The organism is Sphingomonas sp. DMC6 (assembly GCF_056314225.1).
In genome coordinates, this window is the sequence record NZ_JBQUYT010000001.1 from 1 (window position 1) to 17,562 (window position 17,562).

Genomic DNA, 17,562 nt, shown 5'->3' on the forward strand with positions numbered 1-17,562 from the left:
GATGAGGAAAGATCGAGCCAATGGTGAGACGAACCCGTCTGATTCAATGCGCTTCAACGCGCGCGAGCCTGTTTAGGGACCTCACCGGCGGATTTCCATCAAGGCCAGCGGTAACCAAAAAACCGCACAAACAGGCCGGACATATGAAAGCAACCGATCAAAACCGTCTCGACAAAATGCCCTTGCCAAGGGGGCGTCCACATATGAATCAGATCGCGCACCTCACATCAATGGGGCCTGACCCTAGCATGTCGTTACGTTCGCCACGACGGTCACGACAGAAGTGGCGCGAATGCTCCATCCGTTTGTGGGGCCGTCAAAACAGGTCACACATCCAGGACTCATCGTGGAAACGGATTAGATCTTGGCGTTCACGCCAATGCAGCCGGACCGACAGTCGAGTTTTAACCGGGTGCCAACCAGCGCCAAGCTGGCAGGGACATTGCCGCTCTCTTCAGGGGGAGCTATCACGTCGAGGCGTGAAGCCGAGATCTGCGAGCAACGCGACGATCAGGTGGATGCATTGCGACGGCGAACGACCGTTTGGGCATTGTCTGTCACCCAGGCCTGGTCGGGCGCAGCCACGTCGAACTGGCGATCCAGCGTGTTGTCGACCGCCAGGGACGGCTTGCCGCCATGGCTGCCGGGCCTGCGCTTGTAGCCGATCTGCGCGTTGATGCCCGCCAGCCTGGTCAATCTGGCGACCCGGTTCGGGCAGCAGGTCTCGCCGTGATCCAACAGGTCGTCGTGCAGCTTGCGGTAGCCATAGACCCTGCCGCTGTCGTTCCACGCCCGCCGGAGCAGCTCCGTCTGCCGAGCATCTTCCCGAGCCCGCGGGCTCAGCGGGCTCTTTTGCCACGCATAAAAGCCACTTGGCTGCACGGCTAGGCACCGGCACATCGCCCGCACGCCAAAACGATTGCGATGCTCGGCAATGAACGCGTATCTCACTTTGCATCCCGAGCGAAATACGCGGTGGCTTTATGGGATGGCCCGCCCCTTTTCCGCGGCATCGGATATGATGCCGGTGCTTGAGAAGGAAAGGAGCGGACCGATGTCTATTGTGATCCTTGGCATTGATTTGGGCAAGAACACCTGCAGCGTCGTGGGCGTTGATGCGGCAGGCGCTGTCGTAGTGCGCAGGTCGATGCGTCGCCAGACGCTGATCAACTACGTGGCCAAGCTTCCGGCGTGCATAGTTGCGATGGAAGCATGCTGCGGCGCCCATAACCTCGGGCGCATTTTCGCCGCGCAGGGGCACGAGATCAGACTTATGTCGCCAGAGTAGGTGCGCCCGTATGTCAAGGCACAGAAGAACGATGATCGTGATGCCGAGGGGATCGCCGAGGCGGCCTCGCGCCCGACGATGCGCTTCGTCGAACTCAAGACCCAGGAGCAGTTGGATATCTAGACCTTGCACCGCGTCCGGTCCCGCCTGGTCGCCGAGCGCAGGAGCCTGATCAACCAGCTGCGGGCGATCCTGCTTGAACGGGGGACCATTTTTCCGGTCGGGCGGCGCAAGCTGGAACTCGGCATCGATGCCATGCTGGCCGCTGAGGATACGACCTTGTCACCGCGTCTGCGCCAACTTGCAGGCGAACTGCGTGACGAATGGCGCGAACTTGATGCCAGGATCGAGGCTCTGAACGGCGAGTTTGTCGAACTGGCTCGCAATGATGCGGCTGCCCGGCGGCTCACGTCCATCCCTGGCGTCGGAGTGTTGAATGCAACCGCCCTGATTGCAGCCGTGGGCGATGCCAGCAGCTTTGCCAAAGCGCGAGACTTGGGTGCCTGGCTCGGCCTGGTGCCCAGGCAACATACCACCGGCGGCAGGCCGCGGCTGCTCGGCATCTCCAAGCGTGGCAACACCTATTTGCGCACTTTGCTCATCCACGGTGCCCGGGCAGCATTGCCCTCACTGGCGCGCAGCGAAACCCCGCTCGGACGTTGGCTGACAGGAATGATCGAGCGCGGCGTCCACCGCAACGCCATCGTCGTCGCACTGGCCAACAAGCTGGCACGGATCGCCTGGGCTGCCCTTCGTAAGGAAGCGAATTTCGAACGCGGCCATCCCGCCGCGGCTTAACCAGACCGGCCGCGTGCACCCGTGCGCATAGGCCAACGATGTTTGCAGGAAGGATCGTGAAGATGGCCTGACAGTCGATCGGCGTTTGGAAAGCCCGGGCAAAAAAATGGCACTCGTTGCCGGTGTCTTTATTGTGGCTCCAAACGTGCGGATTTCCATCTTGGCCACGGGCTTGCTCGTGAGACCGTATACGTTGACGCAGACTGATCAGCGCACTTCAAAATCCCCCTTGCAGACGGGGCGGGCCATACGTTTTTTAGGATGTCGCGCTCCTCGGTCACCCGGGCCAGCTCGCGCTTCAGCTGGCGGATCTCCGCATCCTTGCCGGCATCGCCCGACCCCACCTTCGCCAGCTGCCGCTTCCACGAATACAGCGAGTGCTGGCTGACGCCCAGACGCTGCGAAACCTCCGCTACCGGATAGCCGCGCTCGGTGATCTGGGCTACCGCGTCACGCTTGAATCCATCGCTGAAATTGGGCTTCCCCATCGTCGCCTACTGTCCTCAAAATTAGGATCCAAGGCGTCCAGAAATCTAGGGGCTACTCAAAGGGCGGATCAAGTGGCTTTGAAGGCGGCTGGCCTGCCAGCCGATGGGACGAACTTGAGCTTCGAAATTGGAAGCCGCCGGTAAATCAGCCAATTGCGCGCGCCGTGCTGCTCGAACACAGCGCCGCGCACTCAGCTACGATGGGGTGGGCCGATGATCGGCATCAGGCAGGTCACCTAAGGCTGCCGCGTGTGCACCGGGCTTCGGCAGTCGAATCTGCAATTCTGCGCGGGGGAAGTCAACAGCGAACGCTTCGAAGAGATTGAGCAGGTCCGCCCCCAGGATCAACATGGGCGCCTCTTCCCCTTCCGAAGCGGCGGTGAAGTAGAGCGGGACGTGGCGCAGCGTCGCGGGGCCGATGGCAAGACTGTCGACAGTGGCGCGTCGCACGCTGCTGGTTTCTGCGGTGGCGCCGCGAACGACGCCGTCGGCGCGAAGTCGGGGATCGTCCGCAGACCAGCCCAGTGCCTTGAGTGCTGCCGGATTGGCGAGGGAAACCGATGCCCCGGTATCGACCAGCGTGTCGATGATCACGCCGTTTATCTTGACCGGCACCTGCACCAGCCCGTCCGTGCGTCGCGTGCCGGCCAGGGCAACGAAACCCGGGGCGGCCGGACCGGAGGGCAGCGCCTGAACGCGGTGTGCTGTGCGGTCGAATACCAGTTTTCGGGCGCCGAAATGCTCCATCCCCAAAATGCCTCGCGCCGGCGTGGTCTGCGGGTTTGGAAATTCGAACAGCCCGACGAAGCGGGCATCGAGCAGATGGTTCGCCAGATGATCCACGGGGTAAATGCGCGCGGCGTGCGCTCCGGTCGCCCCTTCGATCCGCATGTCGCTGGCCATGGGCGCCAGATGCAGATCGGCGGCGAGCGATGGCGCAAGCAGGCTCGACTGCGCGGCAGTATCGAGCACCATGTCGAACGGCCCCTTGTCGTTGACCTGCACCGAAACCACGGGGCGACCGCGATTGTCATAGCGGAGCTCCTCCCCACTGCCATCCTGCGGCGGGAAAGCGAGAAGAAGCGTGAAAGCAAGGATCGACATTGGCGAAGGTCCGGAAGCGAAAGCGTACCAACCGTTATCGCGCTCGGCTTGCGCCAAGCTGACATGGAGGCGTGGATCAGCCTTGTGCCTGGAACGAAGGCAAACGAACCGGCACCGCGCCGTCGACATCGCCGCGTCCACCGTCGGGCGGCAGCTGCAGGTCGAACACGGCGCCGCGCCCTTCGGCATTGCGTGCACTGATGGATCCGCCATGCAGCGTCGCGATCGCCTTGACGATCGCCAGCCCCAGGCCATGGCCCCGGCGGTTCGACGGATGCCGGACGAACGGTTCGAACAGGCTTGCAGCCTTTTGCGGATCGAGGCCGGGCCCGAAATCGCGCACCGACAGCAGTCCCTTGGCATCGAGGGCAACGAATACCTCGCCACCGTCGGGAGTGAAGGAGATGGCGTTGTCGACCAGATTGGCGATGGCCACTTCGATCAGTTCGCTGCCGCCCGCCATCGGATAGTTCGTGACCTGCGGTGCGAAGCTCAGCGCAATGCCGCGACCGGCGGCTAGCGGGGCGAGATCCGCCAGCACCTTGCGGGTCGTTGCGACGAGGTCGAGGCTTCCCGCCGCTTCAACCAGCGTGTCGAGTTTCATCAGGGTTAGGAGCTGGTTGACGAGGTTGGTCACGCGCCGCACGTCGCCGACAAGCTTGTCCTTGATTGGCGTGTCGTCGAGCAGTTCCAGTCGCGTGCGCAATACCGTTAGCGGCGTGCGCAGTTCGTGGGCAGCGGCCGACAGGAAGAATTTCTGTCGCGCCTGGGCCTGGCTCAGCCTTCCGATAAGCTGGTTGATTGCCCTAACCAGCGGCAGCACTTCGCTCGGGACGCCTCGTTCGGGCAATTGCAGCTCGAGGTGGCTCGCGTCGAATGACTGTGCCAGCCGTGCGACTCGCCTGATAGTCAGCATGTTGAGCACGATCACCCCCGAAACGAGCAGGAACAGGGCGCCGACCGTGTAGAAAAAGGCCCCGCTATAGGCCCAGAAAATCTTGTGGAATGCCTGGTTGACGCGGTTGATTGTCGTCGGGAAAGGATGGGTGAGCCCGTGATACTCGTAATAGCGCGGCTGCTGACAATAGCTGTATTCCATGCCGCCTCGCGCCCGGTCGCTCGAAAGATTGCGGAACATTTGCAGGCACAGCTCCGGCGCCGGGGTTGTCGCACGTACTGCCTCCAGCCGATCGAGCCCGAGCTGCTGGAAGTAACTAGGCGTCTGCATATTGCCGACGACACGGTTTCCGACCTTCATATACCAGCGGAATGCGGGATTGTACCTTGCCGCCTCCGCCATGGTGGCAGTGAACTGATGCGACACGGCTCGATCCGGATGGAGCGACAGCGCAAAGGACTCGGCGTTGATCGCATCGCGCACTTGCTGCGCCGACACGTCGAGCGGATCACGCGCCGAAGGCGGCAACGCATCAAGAATGGGCCGGATCGCCAGCAAATACGTGCCCGCGCCGAGCAGGAGCAGCGTTAGCAATGCCATTTGTCCGAACATCGATCGGTGTGGCCAGGTGAGCCGCATCGTTCCTCCTCGGTCGGTCGCTTCGGTCATTTGCCCGCGTCGAATGCGGGGAAATTGCCAAAGGGCGCTTCGTCTGCCGATGGTCCCAGTTCGAGCCGGATCCGGGTGCGCAGTGCTGCATAGACGGCACGGGCGGCTCCGACGTCGCGCCAGTTTCGCAGCTGGCTCACGATCGCGGTCAGCTGCGCTTCGGCGGAGGTGACGTACACAGCTTCGGCCTGAGAGGGATAGAGCATTTGCAGGACCGCGGCTTCCAGCAGTCTGCGCGCCGTTGCCGTGTCGCCAGCCTCGGCGAACAGGCCCGCATAACGGATACGTTCGTCAACCGTCAGGACGGGCTGCGTTCCCAGCCTGTGCGCGAGTGCACCGATGGCGTCTGGCGGCAGCCCAGTTGTGGTGCGGGCCAACAGCAAGGCGAACTGGTGCAGCATCGCCGGGCGAATGCTCCCATTGCGGAGCGCTGCAAGACCATCCCGGATGCGCCGGGGCGCCTCGCCCTGCTTGACCAGCCCGGCAGCGACCAGCGCGTCGAGCCGTACCTGATAGGGGCGCAATGCCGGGGCAAGCCCGTCGAGCCAGTGTTGCAGCTCACGCGTCAACAAGGGCGTCTCAAGGATGTCGAGCAGCGGTTTGGTCTCCGTATTTGGGGCGTCAGGGTCCGGGAGCACCTGAAGGAGCTGCATTCGATCCGGCGGAGCTGCCGCTTCATCCCCATCATGTGGTGCCGTTGCCCGCCAGACCGCGCGCAGTTCTGCGCGGACTGCCTCCGGACCCCGTGGTATCGCCGCGATGACACTGCGCAGTGGAGAGGCTGCGCCTGATGTGACCTGCTGGCGCTCCGCCATCCTGCGGCGGCGTTCGGCTTCCAGGACGGCAGGATCGCTTGCGGCGTGCTTCGCATAGTCACCGTAGAGGCGGCCGAACAGTGCCCGGAAGTCGGGACCGGCCAAGCCTTCGCGCGCGGCGGAGGCGCGGTTGACCATTTCGATCAGCCAGTCCTTGTCCAGGACATCGGCTCCGCTCGCTTTCGCAACCGCTGCAGCTTGGGCTGCCTTCCCCGCCAGATAGTCTGCGAGCTGAAGTACCGATGCTGCCTCGCGGTCATCCGGGTGGGCTGCAACGAAGCGGCTCAGCAATACCGCGAAGCCGGTACGATCGCCCTTGTTCCACAGCGCGTCGAGTGCACCGCTGACATAAATGGGGTTGTCCGGATCGAGCGTAGCCAGCTTCTGGTAATAGCGCGGTATCTCGGCACGTTCTGCGGCAACGCCGCTCGATTGCGCATCGAGCACGAAGCTGCGGTAAAACTCCGCGACACTGGCTTTGTCTGCGTGATCGAGCCTCAGAAACGCATCGATGTCTCGATCCCGTTCGGCCGCGAAACGGGCACGGATAATCGGTGCCGCATAATCGATGCCGCGGTAATGTGCGCTGGTATCGGCATGGAGGGCCTTCAGTTCGAGATATGCCGTCGGGGCGTCGCCAGCGAACAGTGCCTGGAGAAACAGCGGAAGGTGTTTCGCGTCGGCATACCGTGCCGCAGCAGACTGGGCGGCGTGCAGAAGCAATGCGCGGTTGCCGGGATCCGGGTCCAGCATCAGCAGTTTCTGCACGATGAAGGCGGCGGTCCTGTCCCTCAGGCCCCGGTCGAAGCCGATATCGGATCCGATGGCGGCTGCGAGTCGTGCCTGCTGGGCGTTATCGAGCGGTGTTGCCAGAAGCTGGCCGACCAGCGCCTCCTGAAAGGCAGTTTCCGTACCCTGAGCCTGCATTCGCGCGACCAGCCGCTCGTAGAGCGCGAGCTTCTGGGCGACCGGAAACCGCGCCACCAGTCCTGCAGGCGAGGCCGATATGTCGCGCCGCATGCCGAAGGTCGCCCGGGCAAAGGGCAACGGGCCGCTGCCCTGGTCGACCAGCAGGGTTAGCAACTGGTCGTCGTCGAACAGCGGGTGACCAGCTGCCTTCTCTATTCGGCCATACCAGTCGCCGCCGCTGCGATAGATGTCGAGCAAGACGCGCGCACGGTACGCTGCCCGGTCAAGCGGGGTGAGAATCAACGCGCGGAACTGGTCCGCGGGCAGCGTGTCGATCGCCTTTAACATCAACGTATAAAGCGGCGAGACCATGCCCGCGCGGGGGGTGCCGCTGGCGATCGCTGCGTCGTTCGCCGTTTCCGCAGCCATTGCGAGCCTTAGCTGTTCGCGGATCTCGGCCACGTCTCCGCTGGCCAGCGCGATCGACTGGGCCAGTTCGCTGTTGTTGCCGTCCCGCGCCTGCTCGCTCAGGCCATACGTAACCCAGTCGACGCCCGGCGCGGGAGGCTGCGCCCAGCCTTCCAGCCCCTGAAATCGTGCTGCCGCGCGGGCGGCTGCATCGTCGCTGCCGAGCAGCGGGGCGAGCCGCGCGTCGATCTCGTCTGACAGGGCGCGGTCGCCGAGATGGTCGGCAATACGGCGACCGAGGTTCGTCAGTAATGCCAATCGTGCATGGTCGTTGAGCCGACGCCCTTGTGCTGGCACAATCGCCGCGGCAGCCGTATCGAGCAGCGCAGTGAAGCTTGCCCGCACCTTACTGGTGGTTGCGTCGTTCCCCGGCCATGTCAGGATGAGCCCTTCCGCCAGCGTGCCATAATATTGGCGAGCGTCGAGCGCAGCATCTTCGCTGCCGCCGCCCTGTAGCGGCTGGTGTAATGCCAACGCGGTGAGCGTCCGCCAATACCAGTCGAACGCTACTGCATCGTCGCCGCGCTGTTCGCGCAGGATCGACGTCTTGACGACAAGATCCGGATCCTCACGGTTGCGCAGCAGGGCACGCTCGTAATTGAGTAGTGCGGGCTCGATAAAGCCCAGCGCCGCATAGGTTTCCCCCTTGATACGATTGACATCGTCGAGGTCGCCCAGATCGCCCATCATGCCGAAAGCACGTTCGGCGCCGGGCACGTCACCCACGGTGAGCAGGGAGCGCGCCAGATCGGTATAGACGTCGGGGGGGTAATCTTGCTTCAGCGCGAGCAGGCGGCGCCCGAACGCCAGCTTCGCACCGACGTCGCCCACGGTCGGTCCGTTGCCGCCTTCGCCGGGCGTTGCGCCGCCCGACGCCAGCGTGACAAGCATGCGCAGGACGGCCGGGCGCTGATCGCCCGCAGTCGGCAGCGCATTGGCATAGGCGCGCAGTTGCAGCGAGAAGTCGGCTTCGGTTTGCGTCAGATCGGCGAGCAGTGCGTAGAGGCGGGCATCCTCGCCATCGTGGATGATCCGCTCGAAGATGCGCCGTTCTGCCCAGCGCAGCCTGTCTGCCGAAAGCTGCGCCAACCCCGGCGGGGGTGGCGGACCATTGGGGTCCGGTGACAGCGCGGCCATCAGCGCGTCTATCGCAGTGATGAAGCTGTTGGTGTCGCGCGCATGTTCCCCGGCATATTGCAGCAATGCTGATGCCTCCGCCTGCCGGCCTTGCTTGCGGAGCAGATCCGATAACTGGGCAAGCGCATAAACATCGCCTGGCGCCATGGCGGCGCTGCGGCGATAGGTGTCGACTGCGGCATCGGTGAAGCCGGCCGAGCCATAGACAGCAGCAGCGAAGCGCGTTGCCTGCAACGGATCGAGCGAGGATGCCTTGCGCAATTCGGCTAGGAGCCCGTCGATCCGGGCCCGCTGCGCGGTGGGGGCCTCGCCATCGGGAGAAAAGCGTACGGCGTTGAGTGTCAGCTGACGCAGATAGAGATCGGCATTCTTTGGATCGACCACGATCAGCCGGCGCAGCGTTTCGGCCACCCGGGCATGATCGTTCAGCCGGGCATAGATGCCGATCTGGCGGCGCAGCCGGCTCGCCTCGCTCTCGCCGCTCACCCTGGCCTGGCGTTCGACATCGGCGATCGCGGCGACGCGATCCTTTTGCGCGAGACGCAGTTCGATCAGCAGCCCGAGCTCGTCCTCGGAGATACGATGCGTGGCAAGACCGGCTTCGAGTTCGGCCGTCAGCCGGTCCATCTCGCCCAGTTGCTGCGCCGTGCGGACGATCTGCTTGGCGAGATAGGTCTTGCGTGCGGGCAGGCTGGCCGACGCCCAGAGCTTGCGCCAACGCGTCAGTGCTTCCTCGGCATGGCCGCTCTCTCCGGCCAGTGCCGCGATGCGGACACGCTGGTCATAGTCGAGCGCGGGATTTTTCGTCTCGAGCTCGCGCAGCACTGCGAGCGCCTGCTCCTTGTGGCCGAGCGCCTCATAGGCGTCGGCAACGGCGATTCGCTCCGGAGCGGCCGGCGCAAGCATTGTCCGGAGCAAGGCAAGCTGTTCCAGCGCGGTGGCGTCTTTGCCGGCGGCACGCGCCGTATCGATGAGGAAGAAGCGATAGGGCACGGCCATTCCCGGCGCTTTCGATGCCACCTCCATCAGCCGCATCGCGGGTTCGGACAGCCCCATGGAAATCATCTGGTGCGCTGCTCGCACCAGCAGTGCGGCGCGGCCGGGGTTTGCGGCAAACAATGCCTGGTATGCGGCGACCGCTGCGTCTTGGTCGCCCTTGCTCAGCGCCAGCACGGCAAGCGCGCTATAGCCTTCCAGGCGGTGCGGATCGGAGGCGATCAGCCGGCGATATTCAGGCTCGCCTTCGCGCGCTCGCCCGGCAAGGTCGAGGATTTCCAGCATGCGCTGGCGTACGGCCGGGTTGCTGGATGCTGTTACGAGCGCGAGTGCGGCATCGTAGCGACCAAGTTCGAGCAGGAGGTCGATCCGAGTCTGGTCAATCTCGGCATCGGCAGTTTGCGGTGCAAGAAAGGCGAGCGCGCCCGCCAGTTCGTGGCGATTGCGGAAGACCTCGACCAGCAGCGCCAGCGCATAGCGGCGGTCCGACACGGCGGTGGCAAGGCGATAGGCGCGCCAGCTCTGGTCACGGGCTGCAACCGGATCGCCGGAGGCGATTGCCCATTCCGCAAGGCGAAGCGCATCGACCAGCGCTGTCGGTCCGCTTTCAGCGGGACGGTACAGCGCCAGAGCGTCCCGTGTGTCTCCCAGCAAGGCAGCGACGATCGCAATCCGGTCGCGGCCTGCGGCATCGACGGTACCCATCTGTACCAGCGACGCCGGATCGGTGCGGCTGGCGAGGAGCGCAATCCGCAATTGCAATCGCGCCCGAACTGCCGGATCGGTCGCCTTGTCGGCGGCGCGGACATAGGCGGACGCCGCCGCGCTATCACCGCGGGCGTCGAGCAGTTCGGCCTTCAGCAGCAGCGCGTCTGTATCCTGCGAAAGCGCCGCAGCGTCGTCGGCGGCGGCTTGCGCGGTTTCGGTGTCGCCACGCTCCCAGGCGATTGTAGCGCGCGCAAGCATGGCGCGGACCCGTACCGACTGCGGTTGGGCGGATGCCGCCGCTGCATCCAGCGCTCGTTCGAGACCGGCGACTTCGTCACGCAGTAGCGCCTCTGCATAGATCCGCTCCACTGCAGCGCGATCGAAGCCGGGGGCGTGCACCAGCCGTTCTACGCTTTCACTTGCGACCTGGGCAGAAGCAGGCGTGCCCTCCACCGCTGCAAGCACCAGGCCGAGCGACAGTGTGAAGGACAGCGGCAGGCGAGCAAGGAACATCGATCGGCTCTTCATGCGGAGCGCCGCCGGCCGGGCCAGCGGCGGTAAACCAGCTCCACCAGGTAGAGCAGCAGCGCGAGCAGCGCGAGCCAGCCGCCAAGTGCGGTGGCGACGAGCGTGCTGCCTTGCGGGCGGGACGGAGCGAATGGCCCCTCGGGCGAGGCGGCATAGCTGCCGCCGGTCAGCCGGGAGAGCCTGTCGAGCGGAAGGCGGTATCCGCCACCGACATCCGCAAGCGCCCGATCGGCAGCGCGCAACAGCAATGCACCGCGACGTACTTCGGCGCGGGCTGGCTGGTCTGGGGCAAAGCGCTGTTCAACCGTAAACAGACCAGGGGCGTGTTCGATCATCTTCACCGCAGGGCCGGGGACACCGCGTGCGTCGAGCAGGCGCAGCACCGGTGCGGTGCCGTTCCCGTCCGGATCGCGGAAAGTTGCCGTCAGGACGTCGAAGCGGCGTTCCATCGCCAGGGTCGCGGGCGGATGGCTGTCGGCGGTGCGGGCAAGCAGTCGGGCGAGCCATTCGCCATACCCGCTCCAGCCAAGCCAGCTCGCTGTGCCTTGGCCCAGTGGCTCGGTCATCAGCGCCGTCACACGACCCGCGCCATATTGCCAACTTGCGAGCAGCGGGTCGCCTCCCGGCGTCGTCAGCAACGTTTCGGCCGCGTCTCGTTCGCCTGCGGGAACATAGCCGGCAAGCGGCGGCATCCCGCCCAGCGTCATACCCTGCCATAGCGGCTGTCCCGGCATGGGCTGGGCCGTGACGCGGCCGCTGCGATAGCCGGGCGCCGGCTTGTCCTGCGGCTGCTTCAGATTGAGTTCGACCAGGCTGAACTCGTCGGGCACGGCATAATAGCGACCCCGGCCCCAGCGTGCCCACTGCACCATCCGTTCTTCGCCTTCCGGATCGGTGCCGACCAGCGCGGTCGAAACGTTGATCCGGTCGTCGGCGATGTGGGTTAGCAAGGCCTGATAGCGCTGCTCCTCCACGCCGGCATCGGAAATGACGAGGATGTGCTTGTAGCGGGCATTGCTGCCCTTCAACGCATAATAGGCTTCCTGGATTGCAGGGAACAGGATGCTCGAGCCCTGGGCCTGCATCCGGCCGATCGCGCGTTCGACGCCGCGGGTGTCGCGCGCCGGCTGAAGCGGCACGGCCCATTGCTTCGCACCGTAGAATTCGACGATGCCGACGCTGTCCATCGGTCCCAGCTTGCGCACCGCGAAACGCGCGACCTGTTTCGCGAGATCAAGCGGTGTGCCGGTCATCGAGCCGGAAGTATCGATGACGACGACCAGCGCGACGCTGGGCTGCTCGAGCTTGTCTTCCTGCCGCAGCGAGACAGGCAACGCCGCGGCCAGCGGCGTGCCGTCATAGCCGCCCATGCCAAACGCCCGCGCACCGCCGGCATAGAACAGCCCGGTGCCCTGTCGCGTCACGCTGTCTAGCAGGCGCTGCTGCACTGGTGCCGGCAGGGCTTTGGCCGGGACATCGTCTAGGAACACCAGGGGGTAACGGCTGAGGTCGAATGCGCCGGCCAGCGCCGCTGGTGTGCGGGAGTCGACTGCGAAGCCGGATCCGAGCAATGCCTGCAATCGCGGTGCCGCGCCCTGCTGGCGACCTTCAACATAAAGAAGGGGCAGCGGATCCTGTACTGCGGCGACTGCATCGACAGCCGAGCTCCCGTTCAGCAATGCGCGGACTGGTATGAATCCAGCGCGACGCGCCGGAAAGCGCAAGGTCAGATGCGTCTCTCCGTCGAGGGCAATCGGCGCCGATCGTGCGACCGGTGCACCATCGCTGATCAGCTCTACCTGCACGTTGTCGCCTCGTCCCTGGAGCGTCAGGTCCGCTTGTAGCACTTCGCCCACCCTTGCCGGCGCAAAGCGGATGTCGGTGACCTTAGGCGGAGTCGGCGGCAGGTCCATGGCAACCGCGTTGACCGCGATGCCACGCCGGATCAGGCCGTCAACGGCGCGTTCCCAATGGCTGTCACGCGCTTCGCCATCGCCGATCACCGTTACCGCGCCCGTTCCGCCGGGGGGAATATCCGCCACGGCACGGTCGAGCCCGGTTGAGAGGGCACCTTCGGCCATCGTCACCAGCGTGTCGACGCGCCTTTCGCCTGCCGCACTAGGTATCGTACCTAGCGTGAGCAGCGTTACCCGATCTTCTGGCGAGACCCGCTCCAGCAGACGATGCAGCATCGCCACGCCCGCAGAACCGGTGCGCGCATCGACCAGGAAGATCTGACGTACGCCCGCTTGGCGGACAATCATGCTGGGTTGGACCAGTCCAAGCAGGATGCAGCCGAAAATGGCGCTGCGCAGCAGCCGTTGGGCCAGCGGTACCCGCCGGCCGATCCGCCACCACAGTAGCGGCAGCAACAGTGCCAGCCAGAGAAACTCGGGGTGTAACAGCGAAACCGTAATCGGCAACAGATCCCTCATGGCAGGCGACCACGCTGGAAGAATACCCATTCACTCGCAAGCAGAAGTGCTGCGGCGATAAGGGCGAGCGTGAAAGGAAGGTCGAGCGGCCGCGACGCTTGCGCATCGTCGTGCGCATCTGTCGGCGCAGTGGCTGCCATGCTTTCCGTAGTAGCCGGGTCGGCAAGCGTCACCACGACTGACTCGTCGCCAATCGCGGTCGCGCCAGGCGCAGTAAACGCGATGGTACCGCCCAACCGGCGCGCGGCAAGCGCGGTGGGGTCCGCGAGTGCATCCTCGCCAGCGAGTGTGACCAGCGTACCGCCGGTTGCCGCATAGGGAATCCATGGCTCGGGTCCGGCGAGCCAGCGCAGGCTCTTCGCGACGAAGAGCGGCAGACTCTGTGAATGGGCGAAACTGCCCGCCGGATCGAAGAGCTCGCGCCAGACAGACACGGTGCGGACAGCCCCCGGCGCCATTTCCAGCGAGACCGGCCGGTGCAGGGCGTCCGCCACGGCAACAGCATCGAACTGGCCGAGCCCCAGCTGGTCGAGCGCAGCGTCGAGGCGGGGCTTCGGCGCGCCTTCGGCATAGGTGAAGCGAAAGGCTGCCGTCTGGCTGCTGGCCGGCTGCAGGATCAATGCCGGCTTTCCAGGGCTGGCGGGGTCGCCTGCGTCGCGCACAAAGACATCGGCGCCGGCCGGAGGCACCGCTTTCAAGGCGGGATCGGCGGCGATTGCAGCACGGATGGGCGCGGGTATGCCCGCCATCATTGCGACGCGCACCGGCCTACGATCGGGGAGGCGCAGCGCCGCGCTGTCGTCGGCGGCGAAATCGTCCGTCGCGGAAAGCCGCGCTTCGATCACGGCGCCGTCGGCGGGCATGTCGCGCAGCACGAAGCGGCCGTGGCCGGTTTGCTCGAACTTCGCGTTATAGGGACGGCCATTGCGAGCGAAAACCAGCGGTGTTGCCGGCGCCGCGCCGGCATCGGCTGCAACGCGCACGAGCAGATCCGCCTTGTCCCACGCACCCGATGCAGCCGGCACCGCACCGATGGCCACGATTCCGCGATTGCCGCGGATCGGCGGTGCCACATAGCCCTGGATGATCGGGATGTCAGTCGTGGCAAGCGCTGCGGCGGTCCCGTAATAATGAAACGCGGCAGTGCGTCCTTCCGCTTGGCGCTGGCGCTCCGCCCACTCTCCAAAGCGACCGGGGATCGCCACGGGGTAGACCGCCGCCATGCGCAACGGAAGCAGGGCGATATCTTCACCGGGGGCGAGCAGGCGGGTACCATAGGCGTCGCCCAGGAACACTTCGCGTCGATCGGCGGGGACTGCGCTGGCGTCGGCGATCAGTGCACGCTTGGCCTCAATGAAGCGTTCGCCTGCGGTCATCGCGGCCGATGCGTCGAGATAGAAGATTTCGAGCCGCGTTCCGGGTGCTCGCGTCAGCGCGGGGCGAGCACCGGCAAGCCACAAAAGCCAAGCGATTGCCAGCACCAGCAGAAACGCCAGCCAGTGGCGAAAGCGGCGGGATAGCACACGAGAGGGAGCTGCCTGGGCCGCCGCCTGCCAGAATATCGTCGTGGCGACCCGCACCACCTGTCGCTGCACCCGCAAGCGCTGGAGCGCGAAGACGATGCCAGCAAGAACGAGGCCGCCCACTATTACGGTGGCGGTACTGAAGGTCGTAAAGCTCACAGGGCAATTCTTCCACCCTGAAACAGGGATCCGAGTTGTTCGATGACGTCGCGCGTCGCGTCGATCGGTGCCAACGCCGTGCCGCGCTCCACCGCATGGGACAGCAATCGGTCATTGAATACCCGATAGGCATCGCGATAGCGTTCAAGCAGGTCGGGCGTAATAGTCAGCTCGATCCGGTCACCGGTCTCGCTATCCTCGACCGCCACGTCGCCGGCCAATGCGGGATTGCGCGTGGGATCCGAATCCTCCGGCCGGACGAGCTGGACCAGCAACGTCCGGTGCGGCAGCAGCGTCAGGGCAGGGAGCACCCGATCGAGCCCCTCCGCATCGAAAAAATCCGATACGATCACGGCCAGCCCGCGCCGAAGCCGCATTGCTGCCAGCGCCTCGACTGACCCGGCGAGCGAAGTTCCGCCGACTGGCTGGTAGTCGGCGAGATAACGCGCGACGCGGACCAGATTGCTCTTCCCGGAAATGTGCCGAGCCTGGATCGTCATCGCGTCCGAAAATGGAAACAGGCCGATTGAATCATGCTGCCCCAGCACGATTGCCGCAAGTGCCAGACTGGTGCGCAGACCCGCATGGATGCGCGGACTCTCGCCGGTGAACATGCTCTTCGAAACATCGATGAGGAAATAGACCGGCATATCCTGCCGCTCTTCGAATACGCGAACGAACAGGCGCCCCAGGCGGCGGTATATATTCCAGTCGATCGCGCGAAGATCGTCGCCAGCGATGTAGGGCCGGAAATCGGCAAAATCCACGCCCTGGCCTCGGGCTGTACTTGTCTGCTCGGCCAACCGCCCACCCTTGTCGATGCGCGTGACAGACAGCGCGAACTGCTGCACCCGCGCCAGAAAATCGGGATCGAACAGTGCATCGAAATTGAGCTGCGGGGCGGTCAATGCCGGACTCCGGAAGGACGGAAATAGTCGTGAACCAGCCGTCGTTCCTGCGGCGTGGCGGGTCGATGGGGCAGATGGCCAGCATCGCCCGCGCCCTTGCCGCGATCTCCGGCCGCGACGTCGCCGGCCTGTCCTGCATGCGGCGGCACGCGCTGCGGCAGGCTGGATACCGGCCCCGGATTGGCAGTGCCGCCCAGCCGATCGGCCATCGGTACCGCCAGCAGCATGGCTGCGACGCCGTTCGAGCGTTTCAGCGCGTCCTGCCCGGTGCGCTGGCCGTCGCGGCCCTGGCCCTTGCCCTGGCCGGGGTTCGACTGGTCCTGCCCATCCTGCTGGCTGCGGCCCTGCTGGTGCTGGCTGCCATTACTCCCCTTGCCCGACTGTGGCCGCTGCTGTGACGCGAGCGGAGAGGGGGAGGGCGCCTGGTTGCCTTGGGTGCCGCTGCTCTGGGGCGTGCTGCCCGCGCGCCTGGTCGCTTCGCCGTCGGGCGCGGCGCGGTCGCCACTTGCCCGATCCGCCTGGCCAGCACGCGCTTCCTGCGTTCCGGTGGCCCGATCGGCATCCTGTCGGGTGCCGCTGTGCGCACTGGCGGACGCTGCACGTGCCGATCCCTGCGCTGCTGCGGTGCTGCCGCCTCGGCTGGCGCCCGGCGTATCGAAGCCGCTGGCCGGAAGCGTTCCACCAGCCCCCGCTTGTTCCCGGCCGGCTCCGTCGCTGGAGCGGCTTGCATCGTTCCCGGCGACGGCCGGAGCAGGGGCATTGCTTGCGGCCCCCATGCCCGCAGCTGCGCGCGCGGCGGAGCCATTCCGGCCGCTGTCATTGTCTGGTGTGTCGCCGGCTGGTAGCACCCCGTTGCCGCGTGCGGCGATTCCTGCGCGCGTCAGGGCATCCTTGATCGCGTCGATCTCGACGGCGGCGGGCGCGAAGATCTGTTGCACTGCCGTTGCGAGCAGCAGCGCCAGCGCGGCGGCGGCGAAGGGCCAGCTGGGGTTTGCTTCGGCCGACCCCGCCGTTGGCAGTACGGCGGTGCTCGCGCGTGCTATCCAGGGCGCCGCCTCCTGAACGGCTGCAGCTTTGAATGCATTCGGGCGCACGTCGTGGAGAAATTCGTCCGTTGCGGCGATACGGTCTTTCAGCGCCAACTGACGATCGAACAGGGCAATGGCTTGTTGACGGGACACCCGCTGCTTTCGCCATTCGCGCAGGAAGATGGCGCCGAACACGGCTCCCGGCACGAGGGTGGCCGCGGTCAAAAGGACTTCCCAGCGGAGCACGGCGAACCAGCCGGCGGAAAAGCCGAGTGCCGGCACCGCCAACGCGGCCGGCAGCGCTGCCTTCAGTCCCTTGTGGACTGCCATGGTTCGGCTGACCGCGCGCAAATGACCCGTTCCGCGCGCTTCGATCGCGGAAATCCGTTCGGCCAGATGGAGGTCAACCTCGTGAAGCATCCACGGTCCTGGCTAGGTCGGAAGGCGCAACGCGCTGGGGGCCGTCTGCGCAATCCCGACGGGAAGAGCAACAATGTCCGTCCGGCAACGTCGGGAAGTCTGCCTCGGACCCTGTAGGGCTAGGGGACAAGGCTTGCACCAACCTTGCGCACGCTCCCCGGTCGCGGGCGCTGCAAGGCTGCTGCAAGCTTCCCGTGCAGGATGCGCACCGGGCGCCAGTCCGCCCGACCATGACAGGATTTCCCCTTGAACCTTTCCCGCAAGGCCCGGTGTTTCGGGTTGC

Annotated in this window: 7 protein-coding genes and 3 pseudogenes; 1 reads left to right on the forward strand and 9 read right to left on the reverse strand. The window is 65.4% G+C overall.

Features of this window, described 5'->3' with window-relative positions; all coding sequences use genetic code 11:
- Positions 1-552: 552 nt before the first annotated feature.
- Positions 553-981, reverse strand: a pseudogene (locus ACT53M_RS00005) (IS3 family transposase); the annotation flags it as partial.
- Between the two features lie 73 nt (positions 982-1,054).
- Here ACT53M_RS00005 and ACT53M_RS00010 point away from each other — a divergent pair.
- Positions 1,055-2,086 (forward strand): annotated as a pseudogene (locus ACT53M_RS00010) (IS110 family RNA-guided transposase).
- Positions 2,087-2,340: 254 nt separating this feature from the next.
- Here ACT53M_RS00010 and ACT53M_RS00015 read toward each other — a convergent pair.
- From ACT53M_RS00015 to ACT53M_RS00050, 8 genes and pseudogenes are all read right to left on the reverse strand, one after another.
- Positions 2,341-2,574 (reverse strand): annotated as a pseudogene (locus tag ACT53M_RS00015) (transposase); the annotation flags it as partial.
- A 195-nt stretch (positions 2,575-2,769) separates the two neighbouring features.
- Positions 2,770-3,678 carry an aspartyl protease family protein gene (locus ACT53M_RS00020; protein WP_476230651.1) on the reverse strand — a complete coding sequence of 303 codons (909 nt, stop codon included), beginning with the start codon at positions 3,676-3,678 and terminating at the stop codon, positions 2,770-2,772.
- Between the two features lie 76 nt (positions 3,679-3,754).
- Complete coding sequence (locus ACT53M_RS00025) at positions 3,755-5,245, reverse strand: sensor histidine kinase (RefSeq protein WP_476230652.1); 1,491 nt, start codon at positions 5,243-5,245, stop codon at positions 3,755-3,757.
- On the reverse strand, positions 5,242-10,806 hold the full coding sequence (locus ACT53M_RS00030) for a hypothetical protein (RefSeq protein ID WP_476230653.1): 5,565 nt from the start codon (positions 10,804-10,806) through the stop codon (positions 5,242-5,244). The genes ACT53M_RS00025 and ACT53M_RS00030 overlap by 4 nt, the downstream gene beginning before the upstream one ends.
- A complete protein-coding gene (locus ACT53M_RS00035; RefSeq protein WP_476230654.1) occupies positions 10,803-13,229 on the reverse strand; it encodes a VWA domain-containing protein in 2,427 nt (808 codons plus the stop codon). The genes ACT53M_RS00030 and ACT53M_RS00035 overlap by 4 nt, the downstream gene beginning before the upstream one ends.
- Positions 13,230-13,237: 8 nt before the next feature.
- On the reverse strand, positions 13,238-14,923 hold the full coding sequence (locus ACT53M_RS00040; RefSeq protein WP_476230655.1) for a hypothetical protein: 1,686 nt from the start codon (positions 14,921-14,923) through the stop codon (positions 13,238-13,240).
- A complete protein-coding gene (locus ACT53M_RS00045; protein ID WP_476230657.1) occupies positions 14,920-15,831 on the reverse strand; it encodes a DUF58 domain-containing protein in 912 nt (303 codons plus the stop codon). The genes ACT53M_RS00040 and ACT53M_RS00045 overlap by 4 nt, the downstream gene beginning before the upstream one ends.
- Positions 15,828-17,279, reverse strand: a complete 1,452-nt coding sequence (locus tag ACT53M_RS00050) for a hypothetical protein (RefSeq protein WP_476230658.1) — start codon at positions 17,277-17,279, stop codon at positions 15,828-15,830. The genes ACT53M_RS00045 and ACT53M_RS00050 overlap by 4 nt, the downstream gene beginning before the upstream one ends.
- Between the last annotated feature and the right edge of the window lie 283 nt (positions 17,280-17,562).